This is a genomic window from Vibrio genomosp. F10 str. ZF-129 (assembly GCF_000287055.2).
Classification (GTDB): Bacteria; Pseudomonadota; Gammaproteobacteria; order Enterobacterales; family Vibrionaceae; genus Vibrio.
In genome coordinates this window covers 1-25,910 of record NZ_AJYQ02000003.1, presented here as the reverse complement: position 1 = coordinate 25,910, position 25,910 = coordinate 1, and the positions used below count along the sequence as shown (strand labels likewise).

Annotated in this window: 32 protein-coding genes; 29 read left to right on the top strand and 3 right to left on the bottom strand. The window is 44.0% G+C overall.

Translation table 11 applies throughout. The annotated features are described in order from the left end of the window. The first annotated feature begins 160 nt into the window (after positions 1 to 160). Entirely contained in the window at positions 161 to 2,290 is a 2,130-nt protein-coding gene (locus A1QO_RS01145) for a M60 family metallopeptidase (RefSeq protein WP_241790375.1), read from the top strand. Positions 2,291 to 2,454: 164 nt separating this feature from the next. On the opposite strand, the gene trxC is transcribed toward A1QO_RS01145, so the two are convergent. Beyond that, complete coding sequence (trxC, locus tag A1QO_RS01140; protein ID WP_017036604.1) at positions 2,455 to 2,889, bottom strand: thioredoxin TrxC; 435 nt, start codon at positions 2,887 to 2,889, stop codon at positions 2,455 to 2,457. 219 nt (positions 2,890 to 3,108) lie between these two features. Between trxC and A1QO_RS01135 the strand changes: the two genes are divergently transcribed. From A1QO_RS01135 to A1QO_RS01020, 24 genes are all read left to right on the top strand, one after another. Next, positions 3,109 to 3,438: a zinc ribbon domain-containing protein YjdM gene (locus A1QO_RS01135; protein ID WP_017037417.1), complete on the top strand. Its 330-nt coding sequence runs from the start codon at positions 3,109 to 3,111 to the stop codon at positions 3,436 to 3,438. A 363-nt stretch (positions 3,439 to 3,801) separates the two neighbouring features. Then, positions 3,802 to 4,635 (top strand): phosphonate ABC transporter ATP-binding protein, encoded by an 834-nt coding sequence (gene phnC / locus A1QO_RS01130; RefSeq protein WP_017040086.1) that lies wholly within the window; start codon positions 3,802 to 3,804, stop codon positions 4,633 to 4,635. Positions 4,636 to 4,654: 19 nt separating this feature from the next. Beyond that, entirely contained in the window at positions 4,655 to 5,650 is a 996-nt protein-coding gene (phnD, locus tag A1QO_RS01125) for a phosphonate ABC transporter substrate-binding protein (protein WP_017036607.1), read from the top strand. Between the two features lie 3 nt (positions 5,651 to 5,653). Continuing rightward, positions 5,654 to 5,857 carry a hypothetical protein gene (locus tag A1QO_RS01120; RefSeq protein ID WP_017040087.1) on the top strand — a complete coding sequence of 68 codons (204 nt, stop codon included), beginning with the start codon at positions 5,654 to 5,656 and terminating at the stop codon, positions 5,855 to 5,857. After that, positions 5,847 to 6,635, top strand: a complete 789-nt coding sequence (gene phnE / locus A1QO_RS01115; protein WP_017036609.1) for a phosphonate ABC transporter, permease protein PhnE — start codon at positions 5,847 to 5,849, stop codon at positions 6,633 to 6,635. Before A1QO_RS01120 ends, phnE begins: the two co-directional genes overlap by 11 nt. A 74-nt stretch (positions 6,636 to 6,709) precedes the next feature. Beyond that, complete coding sequence (phnF, locus tag A1QO_RS01110) at positions 6,710 to 7,405, top strand: phosphonate metabolism transcriptional regulator PhnF (protein WP_017037419.1); 696 nt, start codon at positions 6,710 to 6,712, stop codon at positions 7,403 to 7,405. Beyond that, entirely contained in the window at positions 7,406 to 7,894 is a 489-nt protein-coding gene (gene phnG, locus A1QO_RS01105; protein WP_017040088.1) for a phosphonate C-P lyase system protein PhnG, read from the top strand. Continuing rightward, positions 7,891 to 8,514: a phosphonate C-P lyase system protein PhnH gene (gene phnH / locus A1QO_RS01100; RefSeq protein ID WP_017041243.1), complete on the top strand. Its 624-nt coding sequence runs from the start codon at positions 7,891 to 7,893 to the stop codon at positions 8,512 to 8,514. The genes phnG and phnH overlap by 4 nt, the downstream gene beginning before the upstream one ends. Beyond that, positions 8,499 to 9,635 (top strand): carbon-phosphorus lyase complex subunit PhnI, encoded by a 1,137-nt coding sequence (locus tag A1QO_RS01095; protein ID WP_017040090.1) that lies wholly within the window; start codon positions 8,499 to 8,501, stop codon positions 9,633 to 9,635. Before phnH ends, A1QO_RS01095 begins: the two co-directional genes overlap by 16 nt. Beyond that, on the top strand, positions 9,625 to 10,617 hold the full coding sequence (locus tag A1QO_RS01090; protein WP_017040091.1) for an alpha-D-ribose 1-methylphosphonate 5-phosphate C-P-lyase PhnJ: 993 nt from the start codon (positions 9,625 to 9,627) through the stop codon (positions 10,615 to 10,617). The genes A1QO_RS01095 and A1QO_RS01090 overlap by 11 nt, the downstream gene beginning before the upstream one ends. 104 nt (positions 10,618 to 10,721) lie before the next feature. Further along, positions 10,722 to 11,540: a phosphonate C-P lyase system protein PhnK gene (gene phnK / locus A1QO_RS01085; protein WP_050990368.1), complete on the top strand. Its 819-nt coding sequence runs from the start codon at positions 10,722 to 10,724 to the stop codon at positions 11,538 to 11,540. A 93-nt stretch (positions 11,541 to 11,633) separates the two neighbouring features. Then, complete coding sequence (locus A1QO_RS01080) at positions 11,634 to 12,419, top strand: phosphonate C-P lyase system protein PhnL (protein WP_069580938.1); 786 nt, start codon at positions 11,634 to 11,636, stop codon at positions 12,417 to 12,419. Next, positions 12,380 to 13,573, top strand: a complete 1,194-nt coding sequence (gene phnM / locus A1QO_RS01075) for an alpha-D-ribose 1-methylphosphonate 5-triphosphate diphosphatase (protein WP_277814216.1) — start codon at positions 12,380 to 12,382, stop codon at positions 13,571 to 13,573. The genes A1QO_RS01080 and phnM overlap by 40 nt, the downstream gene beginning before the upstream one ends. Positions 13,574 to 13,650: 77 nt before the next feature. After that, entirely contained in the window at positions 13,651 to 14,214 is a 564-nt protein-coding gene (gene phnN, locus A1QO_RS01070) for a ribose 1,5-bisphosphokinase (RefSeq protein ID WP_017036618.1), read from the top strand. Positions 14,215 to 14,283: 69 nt separating this feature from the next. Beyond that, the gene (gene phnP, locus A1QO_RS01065; protein ID WP_017040020.1) at positions 14,284 to 15,045 is read left to right on the top strand and encodes a phosphonate metabolism protein PhnP; all 762 of its coding nucleotides are present in this window, start codon (positions 14,284 to 14,286) and stop codon (positions 15,043 to 15,045) included. Between the two features lie 278 nt (positions 15,046 to 15,323). Continuing rightward, a complete protein-coding gene (locus tag A1QO_RS01060; protein WP_017036620.1) occupies positions 15,324 to 15,872 on the top strand; it encodes a hypothetical protein in 549 nt (182 codons plus the stop codon). Positions 15,873 to 15,983: 111 nt separating this feature from the next. Further along, the gene (locus A1QO_RS01055) at positions 15,984 to 16,409 is read left to right on the top strand and encodes a hypothetical protein (protein ID WP_017036621.1); all 426 of its coding nucleotides are present in this window, start codon (positions 15,984 to 15,986) and stop codon (positions 16,407 to 16,409) included. 257 nt (positions 16,410 to 16,666) lie between these two features. Further along, positions 16,667 to 17,242, top strand: a complete 576-nt coding sequence (locus tag A1QO_RS01050; RefSeq protein ID WP_017040021.1) for a DedA family protein — start codon at positions 16,667 to 16,669, stop codon at positions 17,240 to 17,242. A gap of 80 nt (positions 17,243 to 17,322) precedes the next feature. Next, the gene (locus A1QO_RS01045) at positions 17,323 to 18,075 is read left to right on the top strand and encodes an SDR family oxidoreductase (RefSeq protein WP_017036623.1); all 753 of its coding nucleotides are present in this window, start codon (positions 17,323 to 17,325) and stop codon (positions 18,073 to 18,075) included. 141 nt (positions 18,076 to 18,216) lie between these two features. Next, the gene (locus A1QO_RS01040; RefSeq protein WP_017036624.1) at positions 18,217 to 18,879 is read left to right on the top strand and encodes a YoaK family protein; all 663 of its coding nucleotides are present in this window, start codon (positions 18,217 to 18,219) and stop codon (positions 18,877 to 18,879) included. Between the two features lie 115 nt (positions 18,880 to 18,994). Beyond that, complete coding sequence (locus tag A1QO_RS01035) at positions 18,995 to 19,357, top strand: MmcQ/YjbR family DNA-binding protein (protein WP_017040022.1); 363 nt, start codon at positions 18,995 to 18,997, stop codon at positions 19,355 to 19,357. A 115-nt stretch (positions 19,358 to 19,472) separates the two neighbouring features. Further along, positions 19,473 to 19,733, top strand: coding sequence for a hypothetical protein (locus A1QO_RS01030; RefSeq protein WP_017040023.1), 261 nt, complete (start codon positions 19,473 to 19,475; stop codon positions 19,731 to 19,733). Between the two features lie 52 nt (positions 19,734 to 19,785). After that, the gene (locus tag A1QO_RS01025) at positions 19,786 to 20,163 is read left to right on the top strand and encodes a VOC family protein (protein ID WP_017040024.1); all 378 of its coding nucleotides are present in this window, start codon (positions 19,786 to 19,788) and stop codon (positions 20,161 to 20,163) included. A gap of 179 nt (positions 20,164 to 20,342) precedes the next feature. Beyond that, complete coding sequence (locus A1QO_RS01020; RefSeq protein ID WP_017036628.1) at positions 20,343 to 20,591, top strand: DUF3297 family protein; 249 nt, start codon at positions 20,343 to 20,345, stop codon at positions 20,589 to 20,591. 312 nt (positions 20,592 to 20,903) lie between these two features. Here the strand turns inward: A1QO_RS01020 and A1QO_RS01015 are convergent, their stop codons facing one another. Beyond that, positions 20,904 to 21,401, bottom strand: coding sequence for a fasciclin domain-containing protein (locus tag A1QO_RS01015; protein WP_017036629.1), 498 nt, complete (start codon positions 21,399 to 21,401; stop codon positions 20,904 to 20,906). A 314-nt stretch (positions 21,402 to 21,715) separates the two neighbouring features. After that, positions 21,716 to 22,405, bottom strand: a complete 690-nt coding sequence (locus A1QO_RS01010) for a hypothetical protein (protein WP_017036630.1) — start codon at positions 22,403 to 22,405, stop codon at positions 21,716 to 21,718. A gap of 411 nt (positions 22,406 to 22,816) precedes the next feature. On the opposite strand from A1QO_RS01010, the gene cobT reads away from it, so the two are divergent. Genes cobT through A1QO_RS00990 form a run of 4 tightly spaced genes read left to right on the top strand, consistent with a single transcriptional unit; the run spans position 22,817 to position 25,859 of the window. Then, the gene (gene cobT / locus A1QO_RS01005; RefSeq protein ID WP_017040025.1) at positions 22,817 to 23,845 is read left to right on the top strand and encodes a nicotinate-nucleotide--dimethylbenzimidazole phosphoribosyltransferase; all 1,029 of its coding nucleotides are present in this window, start codon (positions 22,817 to 22,819) and stop codon (positions 23,843 to 23,845) included. Then, complete coding sequence (locus A1QO_RS01000; protein ID WP_017040026.1) at positions 23,845 to 24,660, top strand: adenosylcobinamide-GDP ribazoletransferase; 816 nt, start codon at positions 23,845 to 23,847, stop codon at positions 24,658 to 24,660. The genes cobT and A1QO_RS01000 overlap by 1 nt, the downstream gene beginning before the upstream one ends. Further along, on the top strand, positions 24,657 to 25,202 hold the full coding sequence (gene cobU / locus A1QO_RS00995) for a bifunctional adenosylcobinamide kinase/adenosylcobinamide-phosphate guanylyltransferase (protein ID WP_017041241.1): 546 nt from the start codon (positions 24,657 to 24,659) through the stop codon (positions 25,200 to 25,202). The genes A1QO_RS01000 and cobU overlap by 4 nt, the downstream gene beginning before the upstream one ends. Positions 25,203 to 25,244: 42 nt before the next feature. Further along, positions 25,245 to 25,859, top strand: coding sequence for a histidine phosphatase family protein (locus A1QO_RS00990; protein ID WP_017040028.1), 615 nt, complete (start codon positions 25,245 to 25,247; stop codon positions 25,857 to 25,859). Positions 25,860 to 25,910 lie beyond the last annotated feature (51 nt).

Sequence of the window (25,910 nt, the reverse complement as noted above, 5' to 3'; positions counted from 1 at the left end):
AAATTTAACCGCGAAAGATCAACACGCCCTCAATCAACAAAAGAAATTATACTATACGCCTTGCTATGTAGTGGTGGCGACGTAACGAACCGTTTCATACACATGTCATTTGTTCCACTCAATACTTTCTGCCTTCAAAGTAAAACAAGGGAAAAGTAGAGTGACTAAAACGAACAAAATTTTGCCAATATGCATATTAATAACCAGTACATGTTCTTCATTGGCTATAGCGGCTGAAAAATGGGAAAGGAAAAGTTATTCCGGTGGTGTAGAAGTGTGCCATGAACAAATGTTATATAAATCAAAGTGGTGGGCAGGCTCAAGCAGCGAGCCCAATCCCAATGGCCCAACATCATCAAACCAGTCCGGATGGGGCAATGATCCTTGGTTACCGATTCCTGACTCCTCGGAGTGTAACTCAGGGCAGGCTAACCGCGCGCCAAGTATTGAGTTAGGGCCTGATATAGAAGTTCTTTCACCAAGTCAGGCCGTTGTTCTCGACGGTTCGGATTCGTTTGATGAAGACGGCGACCGCTTGACCTACCGATGGCGACAAGTTTCAGGGCCAAGTGTTGACATTAGTAATAGCCAAAAAGAGATAGCCAGTTTTGAATTACCACGGTTAACTGAAGATGCGCTATATACTTTTCAGCTAACGGTTAATGATGGTAAAGCTCAAGCGGTCGATAATGTCTCTATTACGGGCTTAGCAGCAAAGAATCAACGCCCAAATGCGATCGCAGGAAAAGACATTCAAATTGACGCACTGCCAGCAGAAGTTCAATTAGATGGTTCATTATCGACCGATGTTGACAGTGATAAGCTAGAATATCATTGGGAACAAATTTCTGGGCCACAAGCTGAAATCACGGATCCACAATCAAAATATACCAATGTCCGCTTTCCATCCGGCAATCATGGTGATAGTGATTATATGTTTAAGTTAACGGTCAGTGATGGTGAACTTACTGACACGGATAATATTGTTGTCTCCGTCGCTTCTGGCGATGATCTTATGCCGCGCAGTTTTTCGGTAGAACAACCCGGTAAATCAAGCGACCTGCAATCTGACCAACGACGCCGTATGGCACCGACACCATTACAATCAACGGGGTTTTGGGTAAACAAGGGAGAAACTTTGGATGTGAATCTAAGCATTGATGGCGCTGCGTTATCTGAGCTTCCTCAATTGTTCATCTCCCTTCCCGATGATAGAACATATAAATTCAAACATGCAGAAAAACATCGCTTAACAAAAGGATCCAATGAAATAGAAATTAATAAAAGTGGGATACTCTATATATATAATGACGCTAAGATAAATAACAGCAACGTTAAAGTCGATTTAATCTCTGGGGGCCAACCTTTCCCTCGATTTAAATTGAATGAAAACACTCTAAATGACTGGAAAGAGATGTTGAATGACTATAGTGATATCCCCTATGTTGAGTTAGTTGGAGAGAACATAATTATCACGGCAAAAAAATATCCAGCACTTGAATATATAGAGGGTAATGGCCCTGAAAGGCTAATATCTGGTTGGGATGATGCGATACAATGGGCACAAGAACAATACGGCATTACATCCGATGATCGAAATAGCCCTCATAGGATAATATCCCACAAATTTCATTTTGTTGATGGCTTAGAACCAGAAGGCACTATTAACAATGATAAATGCTCAGGATCGATGAATGCTTGGATGTGGAGACTAATGGCCTGCTCAGATAATGGTTTGAAAAATATTTTCGTTGTAGAGGACAATAAAGCGGGAGATTGGGGACCATGGCATGAGCTTGGACATCATATGCAAATTCAACCGTTCACCTGGTCAGGGATGGGAGAAGTAACGGTTAACTTAACTTCCTTGTATATAAATCGCAAGTTCAATATTGAATCAAGATTAGAAACAAAAGGCACTTGGGATAATGTGATATTTCCATATTTAAACAAACCTATTAAAGATTTCGATTCATTAAATGTCTGGGGGAAATTAGGGATGTTTTGGCAGTTAGATCTAGCGTTTGGAGAAGAGTTCTACCAACAGTTAGGCTTTAATTACCGTGAAAATAGCATGTATTCTTCTTCTATTTCTAATGACACGAAAATACAAAGATTTGTTATTGAGTCAAGTAAAGCGAGTGGGTTCAATCTAGTCGAGTTCTTTGAGAAGTGGGGCATTAATGTCACTACCAGTACCAAACAGGAAGTTAATTCGATGAAGCTTTCTACTTTGAATGTTCCAATATGGGAAAATAGAGATAACGATATTAAGTACACATTGAAATAACAAGTAGCTGGCTGATTGTCCGAATTAGTAACATGGCGTTATTAGAATGAAGATAATAATCGTCACCAAAAACTAAGCGAGTCTATGAGTTTAGACTCGCTTTATCGATTCGTATTTTAGCCTGATTGAGAAGTTTGGCCTAAACCTGTTTCTTGAACAATTTTCTATTGGGCAACAGCTTGGCTAAGCCACTGATCAAACTGACTCTTCGGCAATGCACCATTGATCATATCGACCTGCTTACCGCCTTTGAACACCATGATCGTTGGGATACTGCGAATTCGGTATTTTGCTGCGAGTTCTTGCTGATCTTCAGTATTGATTTTTATGTGGCGTACTTGCCCTTGTTTGTCCGCTGCTGATTGCTCGAAAACCGGTGAAAAGCCAACACATGGGTTGCACCAAGGTGCCCAAAAATCAATCACTACGGGTTGATCGCTTTGAAGTAATGCGTCTATGTTTGATGATGTCCCCTCAATAGGTGCGCCATCTAATAAGAGCGCCTGACATTTACCACATTTTGGACTTTCTGAAATACGGTCAGTCGGAATTTTATTGAGCCCTGAGCATGATGGGCAACGAGTATTAATGCTAGACATAGGATTCTCTATTCTTTTTATGGTGACGTCGTATTAACGTAATGCTTATTAAGATACGCAAATACGAGGGAATAATAAATAGCACTCCCGTTGGTTATACCTATTGATTTGATAGGACTAGGCTATTGCTGCGGTAAGTTACACGTTGAGATTGCTCTCGATCAACCAGCAAAGAACGATTATCATTGACAGAAATTTATTAACAGAAGTTATCATCTCATGTCATTTCCTGCTTGCCCTAATTGCCAATCTGAATTCGTTTACCAAGACCGAGCGAATCTAATTTGTCCGGAATGCGCTTACGAATGGAATCCCAACGAAACGGAAGACGTTTTTACCGTCTGCGATTTGAATGGCAAACCGTTAGAGCAAGGTGACAAGGTGACTCTGGTTAAAGATTTAAAAGTGAAAGGCAGCTCTTTGAACCTCAAGATCGGAACGAAAGCGATAATCAAGCGAATCATTGAAGGCAAGGATCATCAACTCGATTGCAAAGTGGATGGTGTGGGAGAGATGTTGGTGACCGCGAAATACGTCAAAAAAGCTTGAGCTAACTGCACGTGAATTGAAAAGCATGAATCAAAAGGCTCGAATCGAAAAGCTTGAATAGATAAAGCGCTGCTCGACAAGCCATAATGCAACATTCTTCATTTATCAGGGCGACACCAAACGGTGGCGCCCTTTTTTTCGCATTTTCATCGCCATTTATATGAACCTTTCATGACGAGGTTATCTAGATAAGTGAACAGGCTTGTCTAGATAATCGCTTCAAGCACAGTCGCCGTAGGCATTCCCCTGTTTATACCTCTTTCCATTGCAATAACGCTGTCAACGTCTTGAAATATTTTGTTTATAAAAACGACACATACAAACGACACGATAGGGACACTAAACACATAGGTGCCCTGAATTATGGACAGCATTATCGAAGTCACAGGTTTAACGAAAACCTTTGGAAACAACAAAGCCCTCGATGCGGTAAATTTTAGCATTAACTATCGAGAAATGACGGCGTTACTTGGTCCTTCAGGATCAGGAAAATCAACCTTACTTCGCCATTTGAGTGGGCTTGTCTACAGCGACAAAAACGATACTTGTGAAGTTCGAGTGCTTGGCGAAACGGTCCAAGCCAAAGGTCGTGCCACCTCTCAAGTCAGACAATGCCGCGCTCAAGCGGGCTACATATTTCAGCAATTTAATCTGGTCAATCGATTGTCCGTGATGACAAATGTTTTGATTGGCGCAATGAGTAGCACACCTCTGTGGCGAACCCTAAGTGGCAACTTTACTGAGTTACAAAAACAAGAGGCGATGGCCGCATTAGATCGCGTGGGAATGAAAGATTTTGCGTCTCAGCGTGTATCAACCCTGTCTGGCGGTCAACAGCAACGTGTCGCTATTGCCAGAGCATTGATGCAGAAAGCAAAGATCATATTTGCTGATGAACCTATCGCTTCTCTTGATCCCGAGTCGTCGCGGATTGTGATGGAACTGCTGAGCGACATCAATCAAAAAGAGGGCATTCCCGTTGTTGTGACACTGCATCAGGTCGAGCATGCCCTCAAATACTGCAAGCACGTTATCGCCCTGCGAGAAGGAAAGATTTTCTACCAAGGAGAAAGCGCCAATATTGATAAACAAGCATTGGACGCACTCTACTGTTACAAGCCAGAAGTCACAGTCGAACTAGGAGAGCAAACATCACCTATTTCGATTAATAACCCGTCAACCCCTCTTATTAGTTAACACACAAAGGACATTGAAGATGTTACGAGTACTAAAAACGATTGCCTGTGGCGTTGGTCTGCTTACCGCAACGATGACTGCATCGGTTTCAGCTGAAGAGAAAATGGAATCATTGAATTTTGGCATTATCTCAACGGAATCACAGCAGAACTTAAAAACCGTATGGGACCCGTTCTTAAAAGACATGAGTAAGAAACTAGGTATGGAAGTCAAAGCCTATTTTGCGCCGGATTACGCGGGCATCATTCAAGGTATGCGTTTTGATAAAGTTGATGTGGCATGGTTTGGGAACAAGTCTGCGATGGAGGCGGTCGACCGAGCTGGGGGTGAAATTTTTGCTCAAACGGTCGATTCTGAAGGTAACCCTGGTTACTGGAGTCTATTGGTCACTCACAAAGACAGCCCAATCAACAGCGTTGAAGATATGATCGAAAAGCGCTCTGAACTCGCTTTTGGTAACGGTGATCCAAACTCAACATCAGGTTTCTTGGTTCCGTCTTACTATGTTTTCTCGAAAAACAACATTCAGCCATCTGATTTTAAACGTACCTTGAACTCAAGCCACGAAGTGAATTTATTTGCGGTGGCTAACCAACAAGTAGACGTTGCCACCAACAATACGGAAAACATGCGTCGTTTTGAGCGTACTAATCCAGAGAAATATAAAAACATCAAGGTTATTTGGACTTCTCCTCTGATTCCATCTGACCCAATTGTATGGCGTAAGAACCTTCCAGAAACAGTTAAGAACGATGTATACCGCTTCTTCATGGATTACGGCACCACTGGTGATGAGCGTGAGGTGGCGATCTTAAAAGACCTAGATTGGGCTCCGTTCAAACCATCAAGCGACTTGCAAATTTTGCCAATTCGTCAACTTGCGCTTTATAAGCAGCTGAATGCGTTAAGTGCTCAAGCAAAGTTATCGGATGACCAAGTTGAAAAACTCTCTCAAACCAAACGCACACTGGCCGCGTTAAACCGCCAAATGAGTGCGCTTGAAGCGATGGAATAAGCATTGAAATACGTTGAGCTGGAAGGTTTTTGCTTTCCGGCTCAAATTATTCAACTTATTCAAAGAATGATAAGCGCAACGAACGAAACTCAACCAATGCGACTAAAACAAAGTCGTAAACCAAATCAAGCCTGCTCTGTTGAACTTCGTATTTTAACGAGCTGGATTACAAACAACCGTCTGATGGATCGACATAATGAGCAGTAAAACTCTAGTACTCCCAATACACCCTATCTCGCAATGGAAGCGCTTTGCTTCGATGTTGTTGATAGCACTCATACTCGCGTGGTCATGGCAGGGCGCGGAAATGAATCCAGCTCAGTTAATTGAAGACTCAGGGAACATGGTCGAGTTGGCCTCGGATTTTTTCCCTCCGGATTTCACTCACTGGAAGCTCTATGTAGAAGAAACACTCATCACCATTCAAATAGCACTATGGGGAACGATTCTCGCGGTTCTACTTTCGATTCCATTCGGTTTGCTTTGTTCTGACAATATTGCCCCGTGGTGGATATATCAACCGATGCGACGATTGATGGATTCGGCACGTGCGATTAACGAAATGGTCTTTGCCATGCTGTTTGTCGTGGCGGTGGGGCTTGGCCCGTTTGCAGGTGTTCTTGCGCTCTTTATTCACACCACTGGCGTGTTGGCAAAGCTGTTTTCCGAGGCCGTTGAAGCGATCGATCTAGGCCCGGTTGAGGGGGTTCGTGCCACAGGGGCAAATAAAGTGGAAGAAGTCCTTTATGGGGTGTTGCCTCAAGTTCTTCCGTTGTGGATTTCGTTCACTCTCTATCGCCTTGAATCCAATGTTCGATCCGCCACCGTGGTTGGGATGGTGGGTGCTGGTGGTATTGGAGTGCTGCTATGGGAAGCCATCAGAGGTTTCCAGTTTCAGCAGACGGCTTCAATCATGTTGATCGTCATTGTCACCGTGAGTCTGATTGACTTTGCTTCACAGTACATTCGCAAGCGGTTTATATAAAAATTTTGTCGTAACTTGTCTAGATAAGTACTGAGTTGAATAGAGAATGACGACGTAAAAAGGACGGAACGAACATGCGGATTTATCTTGATATCGCTAAGCACCTTGAAAATGACGTACGCCGCTACTTTCAAGGTGGGGAATACCTACCTGCTGAATCAACGCTGGCGAAACGTTTTGATGTGAATCGCCATACTGTTCGGAGAGCGATTGATGAACTGGTGTTTAACGGGCTGATTGAACGGCAACAAGGGCGCGGAAATATGGTGGTGAGCCAACCGTTTGATTACCCATTGCATTCGGGAGCGCACTTTACCGACAACTTACTTGAACAAGGGAGTTTGCCAACCAGTCAGGTTATTGAACGCAGTCTTGTGGCAGCGAATGACAAAATATCCGGTTTATTTGAACTGCCTGCGGAGTCTATGGTGATCAAGCTTAGGACGTTACGAAAAATCGACGGAATGCCAGCGAGCGTTATCGACCACTATTTAGCAGACGTGAGTTGGTGGCCTGTCGTCAAATACTTCGAAGTCGGCTCTCTACACGCTTACTTAAAAGACAAGCTGGGTATTCAGTTGAGTCGAAGGACAACTCGGCTAAGGGCAGCAATGCCAACAAAGACAGACTGCCGCTTATTGCAATTGCCAGCGAAAACGCCCGTCATGGTGTTTAAAACCACCAACGTGATTAAAGGAACCGAACAGATTGTTGAGTTTTCATCGTCACACACACGATCTGATTTAGTCGAAATTGTTTTGGAGCATTAAATGAAACAAGAGCAGCATACCCAAGAGCGTTCAACCTCCAATCCACAAGAACATCTGCAACGTAAAAGATGGATGTCGGTGTTGGCTCTTTGTGACTATCAAACATTAAAACAGCGCTGGGATGAACTGTCATTCAGCACACGTTATCACTTCGTACGAGAGCCAGAAATTGGGCTTGCACAAGTACGAGCAAAAATGGGAGCAAGCGGTGATGCGTTCAATATGGGCGATGTGACCATAGTAAGAACGGTGGTGCAGTTAGACCAAGGAGCACTCGGCTATAGCTACATAACCGGACGAAATAAGGACCATGCGGAAGTGGCTGCGGTTGTCGATGCGTTAATGCAAACCGAGTTTCAAAGTGATTTGTATCAAGCATTAATCGAACCATTAGCCGCTGATATTGAGAAAAATGAGCGAATCAAAGCTCGCGAAGTCTCAACAAGCAAGGTGGACTTTTTCACTATGGTGAGAGGAGAAGATGAATGAGTTACATCACAAAGGGATTTGATAGCCCAGTTCATGATGCGCAGCAGACATTTAGACTATTGATGGACGCTGTTTCTCGGCCCGGAAAAAAAGTAGAGCTGTTGTCGACATTACAATTTGGCACGGTTAGCCCCGCAGCGACTCAGGTACTGCTCACGTTGGCAGATAATGTCACGCCGCTCTGGTTTGGCGAAGCATTCTTAAACGACACAGCACTGATGGAGAATTTACGTTTTCATTGTGGTTCACCTGTCGCTGATTCTCGGTCACAGGCGGATTTTGCGTTGGTACTGGCGAACGAACTCGATGAATTATATGGCTTTGCAATGGGAGACGACAGTTACCCCGACCGAAGCACCTCAGTGATTATCGAAGTAGAGAGTTTTCATACCGGAACCACGTTTATTTTTTCCGGCCCAGGAATTAAGGGCGAAACCAAAGTCAAAATTGAAGGATTAAGCGACCCACTCATTGAAGCAATACAAACGGGTCGAGGGTGTTTTCCTCATGGCATTGATATGTTCTTCTCCTGTAAAAACGAAGTCATTGCATTGCCACGTAGTACCCAAGTCGCGATGGAAGAGAAGGAAGAGAAGGAAGCATTATGTACGTTGCAGTAAAAGGCGGAGAAAAAGCGATAGAGGCTGCGCACCGCTTACAGGAAAAAAAGCGACGCGGGCCAAAATCCCAACATGCACTCTCGGTGGACCAAATTGCTCATCAGCTTGCTGGAGCAACGGATCGAGTCATGACGGAGGGCAGTATTTACGACAAGGAACTCGCGGCACTTGCCATTAAGCAAGCCGGTGGTGATTTGATTGAAGCGATCTTCTTACTGCGCGCATATCGCACGACATTACCGCGTCTTGCGGTGACACAACCCGTCAATACAGAAGAGATGAAAATAGAGCGCCGAATTTCCGCCAGCTACAAAGATTTACCCGGCGGGCAATTACTCGGCCCTACGTATGACTATACCCATAGATTGCTCGACTTTGCATTGCTCGCAGAAGGTAATGACTCGCTCCACCATGATCATTACCCTGGTAGGGAAGAACTCAAAAGCTCAGAGCTCGACAGTTGTTGTAATGAAGCGTGCCCTCAAGTCCTCAAGATTTTAGAAAACCTTGATCTAGCCGTACCCGAAAATGACAGTGGAGAGTTGCCGGATGATATTACGGTGACACCGCCGACTTTTCCCGCCAATCGAAGCGCAAGGTTACAACAGCTGGCCCGCAGTGATGAAGGCTTCTTATTAGCGCTTGGGTATTCAACTCAACGTGGCTATGGTCGAAATCACCCTTTTGCAGGAGAAATTCGTTCAGGAAAAGTCACGTTAGAGTTGATCCCGGAAGAGCTGGGTTTTTCTATTGAAATCGGTGATATCGAACTGACGGAATGCCAGATGATTAATGGCTTTACTGGCAACAAAAATGAAAAGGCTCGCTTTACTAGGGGTTACGGTGTCACATTTGGTTTTTCTGAACGTAAAGCGATGTCGATGGCATTAGTAGACCGTTCATTACAGTGCCAACAATATGGTGAAGTGCCACAAGGGCCTGCGCAAGATGAAGAATTTGTGTTGTCTCATGGTGACAATGTTGAAGCATCAGGGTTTGTGAGTCATTTGAAGCTACCGCATTACGTTGATTTTCAATCTGAGCTAGCGTTGATTCGTAAGCTGCAAAAAGAGTTTGATGCCAGAATCAAAACGGAAAAGGAGCAAGGTAATGACGACTGACCTGAATTTAAAGAATGGCTATAACTATGGTTACCTCGACGAACAGACCAAGCGAATGATCCGCCGAGCGCTATTGAAAGCGATTGCCATTCCCGGGTATCAAGTTCCTTTTGGTGGCCGAGAGATGCCAATGCCTTATGGTTGGGGCACCGGTGGCATTCAGATAACGGCCGCAATTATAGGCCAACCCGATGTGCTTAAAGTGGTCGACCAAGGGGCCGATGACACTACCAATGCAGTATCGATCAGACAGTTTTTTGAAAAAGTTGCTGCGGTAGAAACAACGGAACGTACTTCGGATGCGACCTTAATTCAAACTCGCCACCGTATTCCTGAAAAGCCATTAACAGATGGGCAGATTCTTATTTATCAGGTGCCTATTCCTGAGCCGTTGCGTTTTATTGAACCGAGAGAAACGGAAACGAGGAAAATGCACGAGCTTGAAGAGTATGGCGTCATGCATGTGAAATTGTATGAAGATATTGCACGTTACGGTCATATTTCTACATCGTACGCTTACCCAGTTCATGTTAATGGGCGATACATCATGGACCCCTCACCGATACCAAAATTTGATAATCCGAAAATGCATCAAATGCCAGCACTGCAATTATTTGGAGCAGGCCGAGAGAAGCGGATCTATGCCATTCCACCTTATACCGATGTAAAAAGCCTCGACTTTGATGACCACCCATTTGAAGTACAGCAATGGGACGAGCCTTGTTGTATTTGTGGTTCAACAGAGAGCTTTTTAGACGAAGTCGTGACAGACGATAAAGGGGGCCGGATATTTGTCTGCTCAGACACGGATTATTGCCATGAACACGCAGCATCACAATCACTCCACTCATTAGCGTCAACATCAAACAGTAGCTCGAGCTCTAGTTCGGATTCTATTTCGGACTCTATGGTGAAACCAGTATCTGGAGCTGTATCCAACGTAATGTCAAGCCCAAAAGATGAGGTCACATCGTGTCAGTAACTGAATTAAGCAAACTCACTCGATGCGGTGAACCGAATCGACTAAATACTAGCAATCAATTGAGTCAATCCAGTCAATTTAATGAAAAAGGGACGCTCGCTGATATAGAAAGCAAAGGCTCTGATCTAGAAAAAAAAGGCGCTGTGGAAACTCATCCACCATTGTTAGATGTTCAGGGGCTATCGAAACTGTATCAGCCTGGTAAAGGGTGTCAGGATATCGACTTCAAACTCTGGCCTGGTGAAGTACTGGGGATTGTAGGCGAATCAGGCTCTGGAAAGAGTACCTTATTGCGTGTGTTGTCGGGGAGAGAAATACCCGATAGCGGCGTGGTTCAGTATCAGCTACCGCATGGTGAGCGAGCGAGCCTTTATGGGCTGACAGAAAGTGAACGCAGACGGTTATTGCGCACTGAATGGGGCGTGGTTCACCAACATCCAATGGACGGGCTTAGACCTCGAGTCTCTGCAGGAGGCAATATTGGAGAGCGCTTAATGGCAGTAGGAAGCCGACACTATGGAGATATTCGTACTCAAGCACTGGATTGGCTTAATCAAGTTGAAATCCCTCGCGACCGGATAGACGACATGCCCATTACCTTCTCTGGCGGAATGCAACAAAGGCTGCAAATCGCGCGAAATTTAGTCACACACCCAAAGCTTATTTTTATGGATGAACCTACAGGCGGTCTCGATGTTTCTGTTCAGGCAAGGTTACTCGATTTGATTCGAAACTTAGTAATGGAACTCGGCTTATCTGTGGTGATCGTCACTCACGATTTAGCGGTTGCACGATTGCTTGCTCATCGTTTGGTGGTCATGAAAGAGAGTCGTATTGTGGAGAGTGGGCTTACCGACCAAGTACTCGATGATCCTCAGCACCCCTATACACAATTGCTTGTTTCGTCAGTCATCCAAGGATAAGGAGCCGTAATGAATACCGTGATAACCCCCGTTGGTGAACGACACCAAAAAGAAGCCAGTGTGACATACGCAAAGGATGATCGACTGACCGACATGAATACGATGCTTTCGGTATCTAACGTGAGCAAAACGTTCGTTCTTCACAATCAAAGTGGTGCCAAGTTGCCTGTTCTGACGAAAAGCAGTTTTTCAGTTGATAAGGGCGAATGTGTTGTACTTTTGGGGCGCTCTGGATCGGGGAAAAGCACATTGCTTAGAGCCCTGTACGCCAATTACTTAGTCGACGAAGGGCATATATGGGTCCGCCATAATGGTGTGAGTCATGTTCGTGACTCAAACGCTATAAGCGATATGACGAATACGTGTGATGTAAGAAGAAACAGATGCGAACACCAAGCGACTTGGGTCGATATTGCCAATGCCCAACCAAGAGAAGTATTGGAGGTCCGTCAAAATTCGCTGGGATGGGTCAGTCAATTTTTAAGAGTGATCCCTCGCATCAGTGCGTTAGATGTGGTGGCCCAGCCCCTAATCGAACAAGGAGTAGACAAGAAACAAGCCAAGCAAAAAGCCGCGGCATTGCTTACTCGCCTAAACGTTCCAGAGCCGCTTTGGTCATTGGCTCCGGCGACTTTTTCTGGTGGAGAGCAGCAACGGGTGAATATTGCCCGAGGCTTCATTGTTGATTCACCTATTTTATTGCTTGATGAACCGACAGCCTCACTGGATGAAAAAAACTGCCAAGTGGTTATAGAGCTAATTCAAGAAGCAAAACAAAGAGGTGCCGCGATTGTGGGCATTTTTCACGATGAGTTTGTTCGTCAAAGCGTGGCAGACAAATATTACGATATTTCAACGGCGACACTTCGCAAAGCTTAACAAAAAAGGATAGAACAATGATTATTACTAATGTTCAACTGGTATTAGAAAACGAAGTGGTCAATGGATCGATTGAAGTAGAGGGTGGCATCATCCGTTCAATGTCTGATTCCAAAAGCCAGATGCCTGGTGCGGTAGACGGCAATCAAGGTTGGCTTATGCCAGGTCTCATTGAACTGCATACAGACAACTTGGAAAAGTATTTTACGCCACGACCAAAAGTCAGCTGGCCGCCGCTCTCTGCTATGGCAGCACACGATGTTCAACTGATAGGCGCAGGGATTACAACCGTACTGGATGCGATTGCCGTGGGTGATGTTCGAGATGGTGGTCATCGTCAAGACAACCTCGATAAAATGATTGATACCATCGTAACAAGTGGGGAGCTGGGTTTGAATCGCGCAGAGCACTTTGTACACATTCGTTGCGAATTGCCCCATGAGGCCACCGTCGATCTCGCTAAAAAGTACCTTGATTTGGAGCAAACACACATGGTGTCGTTGATGGATCACTCTCCGGGCCAACGTCAATTCGTCAGCATTGAGAAGTACTACGACTACTACCAAGGGAAGTACAACTTGAACGATCAACAAATGACGGATTTCGAACAGCAGCAGCGACAACAATCTGCCCAATTCTCGGATATCAATCGTAAAACCATCGCGCAGCTGTGCCGAGAGAAAAGCATTCCACTTGCCAGTCACGATGATGCCACGCGAGCCCATGTCGATGAGTCACATTCTTTGGGGCTGGTTCTAGCAGAATTTCCTACCACAATAGAAGCAGCTCAACGATCTCATGAATTGGGGTTAAAAGTGATGATGGGTGCGCCTAATGTCGTTAGAGGGGGTTCTCACTCGGGCAATGTGGCTGCACATGAGCTGGCAACCCTTGGTGTACTCGACACGCTATCATCAGATTACTTTCCGGGCAGTCTTTTAGAGGCGGTATTTGGCCTGGCTGATGACGAACGAAACGACTTGGATTTAGCTGCAGCGACACGATTAGCAACATCTAACCCAGCGTCGGCGCTTAGTCTTAATGACCGAGGTTCGATACATGAGGGCTTGCGCGCAGATTTATTGCTGGTTGAGCGTCGCGCCGGCCAGCCTTTAATACAACAGGTATTACGCCAGGGAAAACGCGTGTTTTAATAAAGCGTGAGTCGTAGAAACTCACTACAAAAATCGAATGACTATTTAGATAAATTAATTGAAAGTAGGAAGCGGGCATGGCTAAGTTGTTCTACGTACTAGGGGCCTCTGGGGCGGGGAAAGATTCGATCATGGATGCCCTCAGAAGCGTGTTTTGTGATCAATTGATGGTCGCGCATCGGTACATTACAAGACCCGCATCGGCAGGAAGTGAAAATCATATTGCCCTGTCTGAGGAAGAGTTCTCACTTCGTATTCAACGGAACTTATTTACTATGCACTGGCATGCAAACGGATATTGCTATGGCGTTGGCAGAGAGGTCGACCATTGGCTGAGTGAAGGCTTGAATGTTATGGTTAATGGGTCTCGAGCGTATCTACCCACTGCGAAACAGAAATACGGTAGCCGATTGCAAGTCGTATGGATAACCGTCAGCCCCGATATATTACAGCAGAGGCTGATTAAACGGGGGCGAGAAAACAGGACTGAAATTGTCCAACGGCTGGAACGAGCCGTTCAATACGACGAAGTTCGCCCAAACGACGCGATTTTGCTGAATAATAGCGGAACACTGCAAGAAACCGTCGCACAGTTTTCTCGTCAAATGGATAATCAGCCAAATGCCCGCTTGTTTGGCTAAGCCAATGACAAAAAGTACTTAAAAACCTTCGACACTGATAAAAGAACGGTGTCGGGTGAAGGGAGACAAATGCTGACACTGACTTTACTCGGTACTGGGGCCGCAGGTGGCGTGCCACTGTATGGGTGTGAATGCACGGCCTGCGCCATCGCTACCGAGAAAAAAGAGCGGGAACGTAAACCCTGCTCTGCAATGGTGGAGTGGGGAGACGGCGAGAGCAAAAATCGCCTACTCATTGATGCCGGTATTATGGATTTACATCGACGCTTCAAATCAGGGTCGTACCTAGGTTTTTTGCTGACGCACTTTCACGTTGATCACGTACAAGGCCTATTTCATTTAAGGTGGGGTAACGGCGCTTCGATTCCAGTTTGGTGCCCGGACGATCCTCTAGGTTGCGCTGATCTACTTAAACATTCTGGATGTTTGCAGTTTATCCCTGAAATGACACATGTTCGGCTGGTCAATATTGAAGGATTACGAGTCACACCTTTAAAGATGCGTCATTCAAGGCCAACCGTTGGCTATCTATTTGAATATGAAGATCAGTCGATTGCTTATCTCACAGACACTGACGGATTACCCAATGAAACGTTACAGTTTTTGAGCGATAGAGCCTCTCTTGACACACTCGTGATTGATTGTTCATTTCCACCACAACACTCAGGGAGCAATCATGGCAACATTGATACCGCGAAAGAAATTCAGAAGTTACTTGCGCCTAAAAAACTGGTCATCACACACATTGGACACGATTTAGATGACTGGCTTATAAGAAACGAAGCACCCGATAGCGTCATCATTGGCTATGACGACATGATTGTTTTATAGCCCCATTGACAGTTCATACCCCTCCGCTAAGCTTTGCGATGGTCTCTTTCGTTCCGTGTATTTTAGCCATCGGCATAAGCACCTTGGTCAATGAACGTTTTTACCAGCGTACGATCCTGAATATTCAACCTCACCACACTAGAGTGGACGCTCTACTCATGGCATTTACAGTGTCTGTCCTTGCGGTTATTCTTGGAGTGAATGTATCAGCGACAGTTTTTACTGACAGCGGAACGTTTGATTATTAAAACTAATTGTATAAAAGGAATTCAGAGAAAGTGAATACAGTGATAAAAGCAGCATTGTTAGTATTAACATCGCTTGCCTTATTTGGCTGCCAAGATAAAACGGCGATCTATGCAAACCCACCTAGCCATATGGTTGATCAAATAGAAGCCTACTTACCATTATCAATGAAATACGTCGAAAAAAATGAGCAAATAGCCTTGTTGCAAGGTGAGCCGTTATCTCCTCAATTTATTGAAGTGGCTCACCGGATAGGAATCAAGCATCCAGAGAAAGTACGTGTAATTTACGCTGATACGCTGCCTCTACCAGAGAACGAATCACTGTTGTTTCAAATGCAGAGGTTAGGGTTGGATTCTCCATATTTTATCGGCGCGACTTTTGGGTACGGCATTTGGATTGCAAACCAAGCAAAAGGGGACAAACTGTTGTTGTCTCATGAATTGATCCATGTAAAGCAAGCTGAAACAGTGGGTCTTGAAGCGTTTACGAAAGATTATCTACTGCAACTTTCGATTTTTGGTTATGCTGAAGCACCCATTGAACTTGAAGCTTATAGTAATGCTGAAGGTTATTTATAACCCTAAACGGTAGTGAAAAATTCCAATTGAACTAAGTGTATAGAAACCATATGGTTTCTATTTAACAACCATTGTTTGAATGTGTTTAGTTACTATAAGTAAGGAATCAAAATGAAAAAACTGATGACATTATCTATTGTTGCTTTCGCTTTATCTGGCTGTGACGATGCCACCAAGGCCATTGACCAAGCTCAGCAGGCAGCAAACCAAGCGGTAGACAGTATCCAATCACAAATTGATTCGATTGATTTCGACCAGCTCAACTTAGAACAATTTGGTGAGACTGCGGAACTTGCAGAAGAGTTAGCGTCGTCTATCGGAGAAGCATTGAGTGCTGATTTCGCTAATCCTGAAGAATTAACTCAAATCTCAGACCATGTTGCCAATGCATACAGCTGTTTGGTTGAAGCATCCTCAGAATCAACCGCTGAGAAAGTTCTCGACAAGATTCTTTCGTCAATCACCGGTGAAGAAGCGATGAGTTTGATTGATAAGGGCATCGCAAGAGCGAAGGCGGCTCAAGAGTGCGTAATGTAATGTATTTCGGCCTGCAATCAGGCCACAAATGGCGTTATGAACCAATAACCCAATGAATCGTTAAAATACACGCCCTTATAAATATGCGTTGTATAAGTCAATATTCATTTTAAAACTAACTATCCGTTCTAAAACTAACTATCCGTACTAACACTAAATAGTGACCTAATGGCCATTTAGTCACGTATAACGACCATGCACTATGTGTATTTCGCAGTGTGTTATGACTAGGTGTGTTATCACGAATAGAGGACGATATGGAAACAGTGACCGGTTTATTGGAAGATTATGGTGTGTTGGTTTATGCGCTGCTTTTTTTGTATTGCGCCTTAAAAAGTGGTTGGCTACCGCTTTTTGCAGGTTACGCAGCCTACTTAGGTGCTCTCGAGTTACCTTGGGTTGCACTAGCCACCTTCCTAGGAGGATATCTAGGGGATGAAATTCGCTTTTGGGTCGCCAATACCTATGGCATTGCTTGGGTAGATCGTTCAACAACGTTTGGGCGTTTGTTTGAAAAGTCGGCGGCATTAGCCCAAAAGTACGGGACCGCGTATATCTTCATCTATCGATATCCTAAAGGTCTGCGCACGATAGGGGCATTACCACTCGGGTTGACGGACATAAAGTGGCGTAAATTTACGCTTTTGAACATGAGTTCTGCGACCTTATGGGTCGTAGTGATGGTGGGTGGTGGCTTCTTTTTCGGAGAAACCTTTGACACACTAGGCATTGAAAATTTAACAACCATCAGTGTTCTTCTTCTCTTGGTGTTTTTGTTGTCGCTCCTTAGAGTGTGGACACGAGATAAAAGACAAAAATTAACAAGGTCGTAGAGATGGCCACTGGGTGTCGAAAGGGCTACTGGGTTTAGACTCATTTTCGACACAGACTATAATAATCATATGGATAGAAGATGAAAGATAACAGGGTAGCCATCATTACTGGTGGCGGACGCGGGATTGGAGCCTCAACGGCACTGCTCTTCGCGAGTAAAGGCTATGCGGTTTGCATCAACTACAAATCAAATTCTGGAGCAGCTAAAAAGGTTGCCGATTCGATACTAGCGCAAGGAGGGCGGTGCATTACTGTTCAAGCAGACGTGTCGAGTGAAGAGGATGTTATTCGAATGTTCTCGACGGTGGATGAAAAACTCGGTGGCGTCTCTGTATTGGTCAATAATGCTGGGATATTGAGAAAGCAATCACGTTTGGAAGACATGACGGCCGAAAGAATCAACACCATATTGGTCAATAACGTGACGAGCTACTTTCTATGTTGCCGAGAGGCCGTAAAGCGAATGTCTACACGCCATGGCGGGCAGGGTGGTGTCATTGTTAATGTATCATCGGGTGCATCTCGTTCAGGCTCTCCGAATGAATACATAGATTATGCAGCATCAAAAGGCGCAATCGATACGTTAACCAAAGGTTTATCACTCGAGGTCGCGGCGGAAGGTATCCGGGTTAATTGTGTGCGTCCGGGGCTCATCCATACAGATATGCATGCTGACGGTGGAGAACCAGAGCGAATAGAAAGGCTAAAAAGCGTTATTCCTCTTCAAAGAGGCGGACAACCGGAAGAAGTCGCGGAAGCGATCTATTGGCTAGCATCAGAAAAATCGTCATTTTCAACCGGAAATTATCTTGACCTAGCTGGTGGTTTGTAAATCGAGATATCTGGATTGTCACCACAAAGACGAGAGTTATATTGTTCCTCTTCATTTAGTGCTGTATTTTGAGCATGTATCGATTCTCGATATAATGCTTTCCTCCTCGTTAATATGGCGGTTGCAGCCTAAAGGATACTTGTGATTTCAAAATTACCTCGTTGGATCGAATACGGCGCGTTTGTTCTAGCGCTTATCGCGGGTTTTATCAATTCAATTGGTTTACTAGGTTTTAACCATCAATCTGTGTCACATCTGTCGGGTACTGCGACGATGATAGGCACAGGGATGGTTACTTCATCGTTTAATACCATTTCCCATTTGTTGTTGGTTCTCATGAGTTTTATTGCTGGTGCGGCTATATCTGGTTTTTACTTGCGTAGCGGAGCACTTCAATTGGGGCGTAACTACAGTCGGTTACTTTTTTTAGAGGCCATTTTCCTTCTATTCTCCATTTACTTTTTAACCAAGAATGCGTTGCCTGGCCATTATTTTGCTTCTGCTGCGTGTGGATTACAAAATGCTCTTGTCACGACGTTTAGCGGCGCTGTGATTAGAACCACACACGTAACGGGAATTTTTACTGACCTAGGTATTATGATAGGAGCAAAATTAAGGGGTGAACCGTTTGATAATAGAAAAGCATTACTGTTTTTACTGATCATTAGCGGCTTCATTTTAGGTGGCACTTTAGGGGCCATATCTTTTGGTGCGTTATACTTTTACGCCTTATTGATACCAGCGGCGACTTGTATGATTCTGGCTGTATCGTACTCAATGTACAACGCCCGATTTGGCCGATAGTGGATCTAATGCTGAGTTTAATTCTAAGTCGACTAAACGCGTAAATCGTATCAATAAGGTTAATCGCGTCAATCGATTTCATTTAGGCCACATAATTACTTGGAGGATAGGATTAATGGATTATCAACAATTTAATCGGTTCTGCGCGTCATTTCCAGCGACCACTCACGTGGTGCAATGGGGTAACTCGAATGTTTGGAAAGTTGGAGGGAAAGTGTTTGCGATTGGTGGGTGGAGCAAAAATAACAGCCCAGCATTTACGTTTAAAACCTCGGAACAAAACTATGATTTTCTGAGTGATAGCGAAGGGTATATTCCTGCTCCTTATTTTGCGAATCGTGGCATGAAATGGATTCAGCAAACAGAGACGTCAGGTAAGCTAGATGATGATCTAAAGTATTACCTTTCTGAATCTTATCGCATTGTATCTATGGGTTTGAGCAAAAGAAAACGAACAGAGTTAGGGATAGAAGTCTGAGTCTGTTATGAATCTCGGAAAGTACGTTTGCCCATGTATCTGTTAACTGACTCGAAGAATGTACGCTCAACAAACGTTAGAATAGTTACAAATTCTTACATCACGGATGGTTAGTATGCAAACCACAACAAAAAATACATTGATGGTGATTATTTCCAGTCTCGTTTTTGTACTCGGTTTTTTCTTTCTTCACGAATCGGATTATGCATTAGGAGCACTTTTGGTCATTCATATCTCATTCTCTATGATCGTGCTTTACGGAGATGGGCTCGTATCCCGTACTCGTGATAATGATGGATGGGAAGGGTACTCGGAAGTTTATCAATCGCATGGAAATCAATTCAAATCAAAAGTTGGTAGCGAAAGTCACGACTAATATAGGGTAGCAGATTACAAAACGTCATTAGGAACGGTTTAGGATGGATAGGATGCACCAACACGAAAAGCTCAACTATATTGAATTGCCCGCTCATGATTTGAATGCAACAAAATCATTCTTTTCATCCACATTCCGCTGGGAATTCGTCGATTTTGGTCCCGATTATATCGCGTTTAATAATCAAGGTTTAGATGGTGGCTTTTTTCGATCTGACGCTTGTAATGAAACGAAAAAGGGTGGTGCACTAATTGTATTTTATAGCGAGAATATACAGGAAACGCTTCACAAAGTGACTGAGAATGGCGGTAAAATCATTCAAGACATATTTGAATTTCCTGGTGGTTGTCGCTTCCACTTTACCGAACCCAGTGGCAATGAGTTTGCTGTTTGGTCGGAAAGCCAAGGCATTGAGGGTCTAGTCTCCTAGCATCCAGTATCTAGCCCCTTAACATTTAGGCCCAATATCTTTCTACTTTCTAAGGTTAGTAGAGAGTGATTATTAATGACGATTTGTAAGCGAAGAGTGTCGTCGGTTGCTGTAACTCTTGAGCGTTGGTCTTATATTGACTACAATGGCGCACTTTATAGTTACTACAGATTTCGAATATGAACGACACTACATCGCAACCTGCTCTACCAGACCGCCTTGCGGGTAACCCTCGCAGCCCTCACCATGTGGCAGCCTGTTTTGAACATAAAATTGGTATTCGTCTTAACGGCAAAGAGCGTTTCGATGTCGAGGAATATTGCATCAGTGAAGGTTGGGTAAAGATCCCCTCTCCTAAAGCGCTTGATCGTCGCGGCCAGCCAATTCTCATCACATTAAAAGGCACTGTTGAAGCTTTTTACAGCTAATCAGTTCTTACGCGATTAATAATCTTAGTGTATTCACCTAAGTTTATTTTATCCTATATAATATGAAGAGCCTAAAGAGATTTAGGCTCTTTTTTATTTTAATAGAAGTTTAACGGTCGTTTTATCATTTTTTTTTAATCATAAATCTGAATGTTCAAAACGGACATAATAAAATTAAAATAATTTAAGGGAAATAATAGTCCTTCATATAACCTATTCTATACAGGGTATCGGCTTTATATTTAACGACTCAAAACGATTGAAAACAGGGCGTATTAACCGCCCTGTATGTTCTGATTAAAAGGTGTGAATTTATTTTGGCAATAAAACCGTGTCAATAACGTGAATAACGCCGTTGCTTGCTTTTACATCAGTCGCGACCACATTTGCGTTATTAATCATTACTTTGCCGTAGCTTTCTTTGATCATAACCGTTTGGCCTTGTACGGTTGTCGCACTATCAAGTTTAACAACGTCAGCAGCCATTACTTTACCTGCGATAACGTGGTAGGTTAGAACCGCCACAAGCTTATCTTTGTTTTCTGGTTCTAGTAGCATAGCAACCGTACCTTCTGGCAGTTTAGCGAAGGCCTCATCAGTTGGAGCCAAAACAGTAAATGGTCCATCACCTTTCAATGTGTCAACAAGACCGGCAGCTTTTACCGCAGCAACAAGGGTGTTAAACGATCCGTTTCCGGCAGCAACATCAACGATATCTTCCTTCATGCCGTGGTTATGTGCCACCGCGGTAGTAGAAAAAGACAAAGTAGCCAGTAACATAGTTAAAGCAGCAGTTATTTTGATAGACATATTATTATTCCTTTTTTAATCGCAGAGTTTGTGTTTCAGAGATAGTTACGATTAAAAGAAATAAAGCGATCACATTTATTTTAAAATTTATTTTAGTGATGATTTCTATTTCAAAGAGAGAGGTGTGTTTTAGATGAAGGCGAGGGAAGATACATAACATCTTAGTTATTAGAGGGTATGGATAGGATGTATTACGACACGTTAACGGACTGCTTAGATGTTAAATAAAATGCCATAATTCTTTTTTTAATCAGTTATTTTTATCGCTAGATTCTTAAACGCATAGAATTATAGATATCGTAAAGTTGTGCCAATTAACGGCATTGTGCATGTAATCGTTCCATTTCAGCACTATCTATTGTCCTCTCAGATTCGGTGCTGTCATCAAAAATGTCACACAGCATTGCTGTAGCAACATGGCTGGCCTTAATTGGAACGTATTTTGTCAAAGGCCCGATCATAAGTGGCGTAAGCATTTTGAGGATGTACTCGACCACCGCTTCATTTCTTCTAGGTTCATCTCGTAAACCAACCAATGGACCAGGCTGGGCAAAAACAAGCTTTTCAAAGCCTATGCTGCTAATCGTTTGTTCCATTCTTCCTTTACACTTTAAGTAGTGTGAAAACGAATAAGGGGAGGCACCAATACTTGAAACCACCGCCAGCTTCTTTACTCCGAGTACTTTCATTGATTGAGCAACATCACACACCAGCTGATAATCGACTTCTTCTAGCTTTTCTTTGGAACCGGCTTGTTCAAGCGTTGTGCCTAAGCTGATGATGCCAATGTTCGGTTTTGGGTTTTCTTTGTTCCATTCTAAAACACGCAATTCATTATCAAGAATTTGCTCAAGCTTTGAATGAAAGAAAGGAAGCTCTTTACGTGCTAATGCATAAACGTGTGAGATAGAGTCGTCTTCTAGTACTTGTTTCAACACTTCAGTGCCAACAAGCCCAGAAGAACCCGCTAGAATCACTGCTGTGTTATCACCCGGAATACTCATTCAAATCGTCCTAAATGTGTTGCCTTGTCGCATAAGCAATTTGAATTGAAATGCCACTAGAAAATGGATTAATCAAAATATATAGAAACAGTAAAGCACCTTCTGTGACCTAATGTAAAAAAACAAGTGATAAATGCTGTTAAGTGTGACTATATAGAGAGTCTGCGACAAACCTAAAACCCTCATCTCTTTTACGATAGGGTCATGAGTTTATAGGTCGATTCTACAGGCGGTTTGGGTGATCAGGTTTGTGTTGAATCAACATTTCCCATTTCGATTGCACTTGTTTAATAGTTAACATGTTGATTTCGAGTTAAACTGAACCGATAAATTTAAAAGGACTTACCAGACATAGTCGCTAATTTAATAAGTTAGATAGCGCCATGCCCAAACGATGAGAGCTTACCCATCATGTTGCAACACACCTTTTCTGAAGCCATTCAACAACGCATTGACACTAAAACCAAACCGCTTGGTGCCTTAGGGCAGCTTGAACAACTGGCGTTTCAGTTGGCAACCATTCAAAGCCAAGGCAAACAGCAGGTTACAGATAAAATAAGCATTACTATGCCGACGGTAATCGTGTTTGCTGGAGACCACGGGATTGCCGATGAAGGTGTCAGTATTGCGCCTAGTGCCGTTACCCAGCAGATGGTTCTCAATTTCTTGTCAGGAGGCGCGGCAATCAATTGTTTTTGCCGAGTGAACAATGTCGCGATGAAAGTGGTCGATACAGGCATAATGAATCCGGTTGACTTCGATCATAAGGATTTCATTAATCAGCGGCTTGGGGCCCGAACAGAAAATTTTGTTCTGGAAGCGGCTATGAGTGAAAAAACGGTGAAGGAAGGCATTGAACTCGGTCAGACCATCGTGACCGACCTTATCCAACAAGGCACTAATGTGGTGATGTTTGGTGAAATGGGTATTGGTAACACCAGTAGTGCTTCGGCCATCATGGCTGCATTGAGTCAGCGTGAAGTGAGCGAATGCGTAGGGCTAGGCACAGGGATTACCCCTGAACAACTGCATAAAAAACATCAGCTTGTTTCACAAGGTGTCAAACGATGCTTATCCAATGATCCAATCGATGTGCTTTCACAGGTGGGAGGGTTTGAAATCGTTCAAATGGTGGGTGCATTTATTGGCGCCTATAAACAGAACGTTCCCGTGATTGTTGATGGCTTTATCGTGACCGTGGCCGCTTACGTTGCTAGCTTAATTGAGCCTGACTGTCGTGCCTATATGATTTTTGCGCACAAATCGAAAGAATCTCCGCACCAAACACTGCTGGAAGAACTCGGGGCAGACCCATTGCTTGATCTCTCACTTCGTTTAGGTGAGGGAACCGGGGCGGTGCTTGCTATGCCTTTAGTGAGAGCAGCAGCCGAATTCTATAATAATATGGCGAGCTTTGAAGATGCGGGCGTGACCGTCTAATGGTCGCTTGGTTCAGGTATCAGCGTGACCTATTTTGGTTAGCGCTCAGTTTTTTTTCACGCATTCCTATTCCTAAGGATACGCCTTACAGCGCAGAACGCATGAATCGTTCAGGGCGCTACTTTGCTTTGGTCGGTGCATTATTAGGGGCCCTCTGCGGTGGAAGTTTCTGGCTGTTGTCCCTCATTCTTCCCAATGACATAGCACTGTTTATTATGCTCGCCTTCAGTTTAATGTTGACGGGCGCATTCCATGAAGATGGTTTAACAGACATGGCGGATGGCATTGGCGGAGGAATGAGTATAGAGCGGCGCTTATCGATCATGAAAGATAGCCGCATAGGAACCTACGGCGCGGCAACATTAGTCATGGGACTTCTGGGTAAGTTTTTATTATTGAGTGAATTAACGGAGCGAGACGCAAACGGTGGAATGCTTGTCTTTCTTACCGTGATTATGGCCTATACGATGAGTCGAACTGTCGCGGCTTCACTTATTTTTGATATGCCATACGTGAGCGATAATGATACCAGTAAAAGTAAGCCATTAGCTCAAACCCAAACCCCTGCGGAACTTGCGTTTCTAATAGCATGCGCGGCATTGACGTTATTGATTATGACACCATTCGTTTCCTGTGCTCTAACCTTAGCATTGTTGATAGCCCGTTATGCATTTAAACGATGGTTGTTAGCACGAATAGGTGGCTTTACCGGTGATTGTTTAGGTGCAGCGCAACAACTCAGTGAGTTGCTCATTTACCTGATACTTGTTGGCTTCGCTCATAATCAGGTTAACGTGCTTGGAGGTTGGTTATGAGTATTCACCTTATACTGGGCGGAGCCCGTTCTGGAAAATCAAGCCATGCGGAGCAGCAAGCTAAACAGTGCTTATCCTCAGGCAAAGAGGGCGTAACACAGTTGCATTACGTGGCGACGGCTCAAGCGTTTGACGAAGAGATGAAGCAACGAATACGACATCATCAAGAGCAAAGAGATGAACGATGGATTGAACATGAAATCCCGATAAACCTCGTAGAGACGATAAATACCTTTACCGTTCATGATGTTGTTTTAATTGACTGCCTAACGTTATGGTTGAATAACGTTATATTCTCCAGGGGTGACAATGTCACGTCAGAGGCGGTGCAGAGCGAAATAACGGAATTACAAAGCGTGCTTAAACAGACCAGTGCCACGATTATTTTGGTCTCAAACGAGGTTGGGCTAGGTGTGGTTCCACTGGGTAAAGTATCGCGAATGTTCGTTGATCATGCCGGCTGGATGAACCAAAAAATCGCATCAATTTCTAGCCGAGTGGAATTTATTGCAGCAGGCTTGCCAATGACACTAAAGCAATAAAGCAATAAAGCCGCCAAAACACCAGAATAACGAGAGTGATGTATGGATAAAGTAGTCAATGTTTACTTATTACGGCATGGGAAAACAGTTGGGCCTGCCGCGCTAAACGGGCGAACCGATGTGCCAGTCTGTAGCGACACACAAACCCAGATTGCCGATGCACTGAATAAATATGCCATTGAGTTCGCTTCCGTCATTACGTCTCCTTTGTCTCGTTGCCGTGCACTGGCAGAAAAACTGCATAGGTTGGAGTCATCAATACCTTATCGAATCGAGACACGATTCCAGGAATTCAACTTCGGCGACTACGATGGTAAGACGTTTGATGAGCTGCAACCCATGTGGCCACAGTTATCGACATTTTGGGTCGATCCCGCGCATCACACGTTACCCAATGCCGAGCGTTTACAAGATTTCCATGAACGAGTGAGTCAAGGTTGGCTGGAGCTGACTACAAAGATTCAGGATGATACTCTCGTTGTCTGTCATGGTGGGACAATTCGTCTGATCTTGGCGCAAATTCTTAACGTGGATTGGTCAAACCCAGCATGGTACTCAAGCCTTCATATTGGGAATCAATCCATCACCCACATAAAAGTGACCCTATCTGAACAACCAGTTGCACAGATCCAAATGATAGGGAAGCCCCTGTTTTAATACATACTAGGGCGTGATGATCTTTCGAGCTGATTTTTGCAGCAACTTGAT

Bases quoted from the DNA above. Each gene is read 5' to 3' on its own strand.
- trxC (WP_017036604.1), bottom strand. From the start codon at position 2,889: ATGTCTAGCATTAATACTCGTTGCCCATCATGCTCAGGGCTCAATAAA.
- A1QO_RS01135 (WP_017037417.1), top strand. From the start codon at position 3,109: ATGTCATTTCCTGCTTGCCCTAATTGCCAATCTGAATTCGTTTACCAA.
- phnC (WP_017040086.1), top strand. From the start codon at position 3,802: ATGGACAGCATTATCGAAGTCACAGGTTTAACGAAAACCTTTGGAAAC.
- phnD (WP_017036607.1), top strand. From the start codon at position 4,655: ATGTTACGAGTACTAAAAACGATTGCCTGTGGCGTTGGTCTGCTTACC.
- phnE (WP_017036609.1), top strand. From the start codon at position 5,847: ATGAGCAGTAAAACTCTAGTACTCCCAATACACCCTATCTCGCAATGG.
- phnF (WP_017037419.1), top strand. From the start codon at position 6,710: ATGCGGATTTATCTTGATATCGCTAAGCACCTTGAAAATGACGTACGC.
- phnG (WP_017040088.1), top strand. From the start codon at position 7,406: ATGAAACAAGAGCAGCATACCCAAGAGCGTTCAACCTCCAATCCACAA.
- phnH (WP_017041243.1), top strand. From the start codon at position 7,891: ATGAGTTACATCACAAAGGGATTTGATAGCCCAGTTCATGATGCGCAG.
- A1QO_RS01095 (WP_017040090.1), top strand. From the start codon at position 8,499: ATGTACGTTGCAGTAAAAGGCGGAGAAAAAGCGATAGAGGCTGCGCAC.
- A1QO_RS01090 (WP_017040091.1), top strand. From the start codon at position 9,625: ATGACGACTGACCTGAATTTAAAGAATGGCTATAACTATGGTTACCTC.
- A1QO_RS01080 (WP_069580938.1), top strand. From the start codon at position 11,634: ATGAATACGATGCTTTCGGTATCTAACGTGAGCAAAACGTTCGTTCTT.
- phnN (WP_017036618.1), top strand. From the start codon at position 13,651: ATGGCTAAGTTGTTCTACGTACTAGGGGCCTCTGGGGCGGGGAAAGAT.
- phnP (WP_017040020.1), top strand. From the start codon at position 14,284: ATGCTGACACTGACTTTACTCGGTACTGGGGCCGCAGGTGGCGTGCCA.
- A1QO_RS01055 (WP_017036621.1), top strand. From the start codon at position 15,984: ATGAAAAAACTGATGACATTATCTATTGTTGCTTTCGCTTTATCTGGC.
- A1QO_RS01050 (WP_017040021.1), top strand. From the start codon at position 16,667: ATGGAAACAGTGACCGGTTTATTGGAAGATTATGGTGTGTTGGTTTAT.
- A1QO_RS01045 (WP_017036623.1), top strand. From the start codon at position 17,323: ATGAAAGATAACAGGGTAGCCATCATTACTGGTGGCGGACGCGGGATT.
- A1QO_RS01035 (WP_017040022.1), top strand. From the start codon at position 18,995: ATGGATTATCAACAATTTAATCGGTTCTGCGCGTCATTTCCAGCGACC.
- A1QO_RS01030 (WP_017040023.1), top strand. From the start codon at position 19,473: ATGCAAACCACAACAAAAAATACATTGATGGTGATTATTTCCAGTCTC.
- A1QO_RS01025 (WP_017040024.1), top strand. From the start codon at position 19,786: ATGCACCAACACGAAAAGCTCAACTATATTGAATTGCCCGCTCATGAT.
- A1QO_RS01020 (WP_017036628.1), top strand. From the start codon at position 20,343: ATGAACGACACTACATCGCAACCTGCTCTACCAGACCGCCTTGCGGGT.
- A1QO_RS01015 (WP_017036629.1), bottom strand. From the start codon at position 21,401: ATGTCTATCAAAATAACTGCTGCTTTAACTATGTTACTGGCTACTTTG.
- A1QO_RS01010 (WP_017036630.1), bottom strand. From the start codon at position 22,405: ATGAGTATTCCGGGTGATAACACAGCAGTGATTCTAGCGGGTTCTTCT.
- cobT (WP_017040025.1), top strand. From the start codon at position 22,817: ATGTTGCAACACACCTTTTCTGAAGCCATTCAACAACGCATTGACACT.
- A1QO_RS01000 (WP_017040026.1), top strand. From the start codon at position 23,845: ATGGTCGCTTGGTTCAGGTATCAGCGTGACCTATTTTGGTTAGCGCTC.
- cobU (WP_017041241.1), top strand. From the start codon at position 24,657: ATGAGTATTCACCTTATACTGGGCGGAGCCCGTTCTGGAAAATCAAGC.
- A1QO_RS00990 (WP_017040028.1), top strand. From the start codon at position 25,245: ATGGATAAAGTAGTCAATGTTTACTTATTACGGCATGGGAAAACAGTT.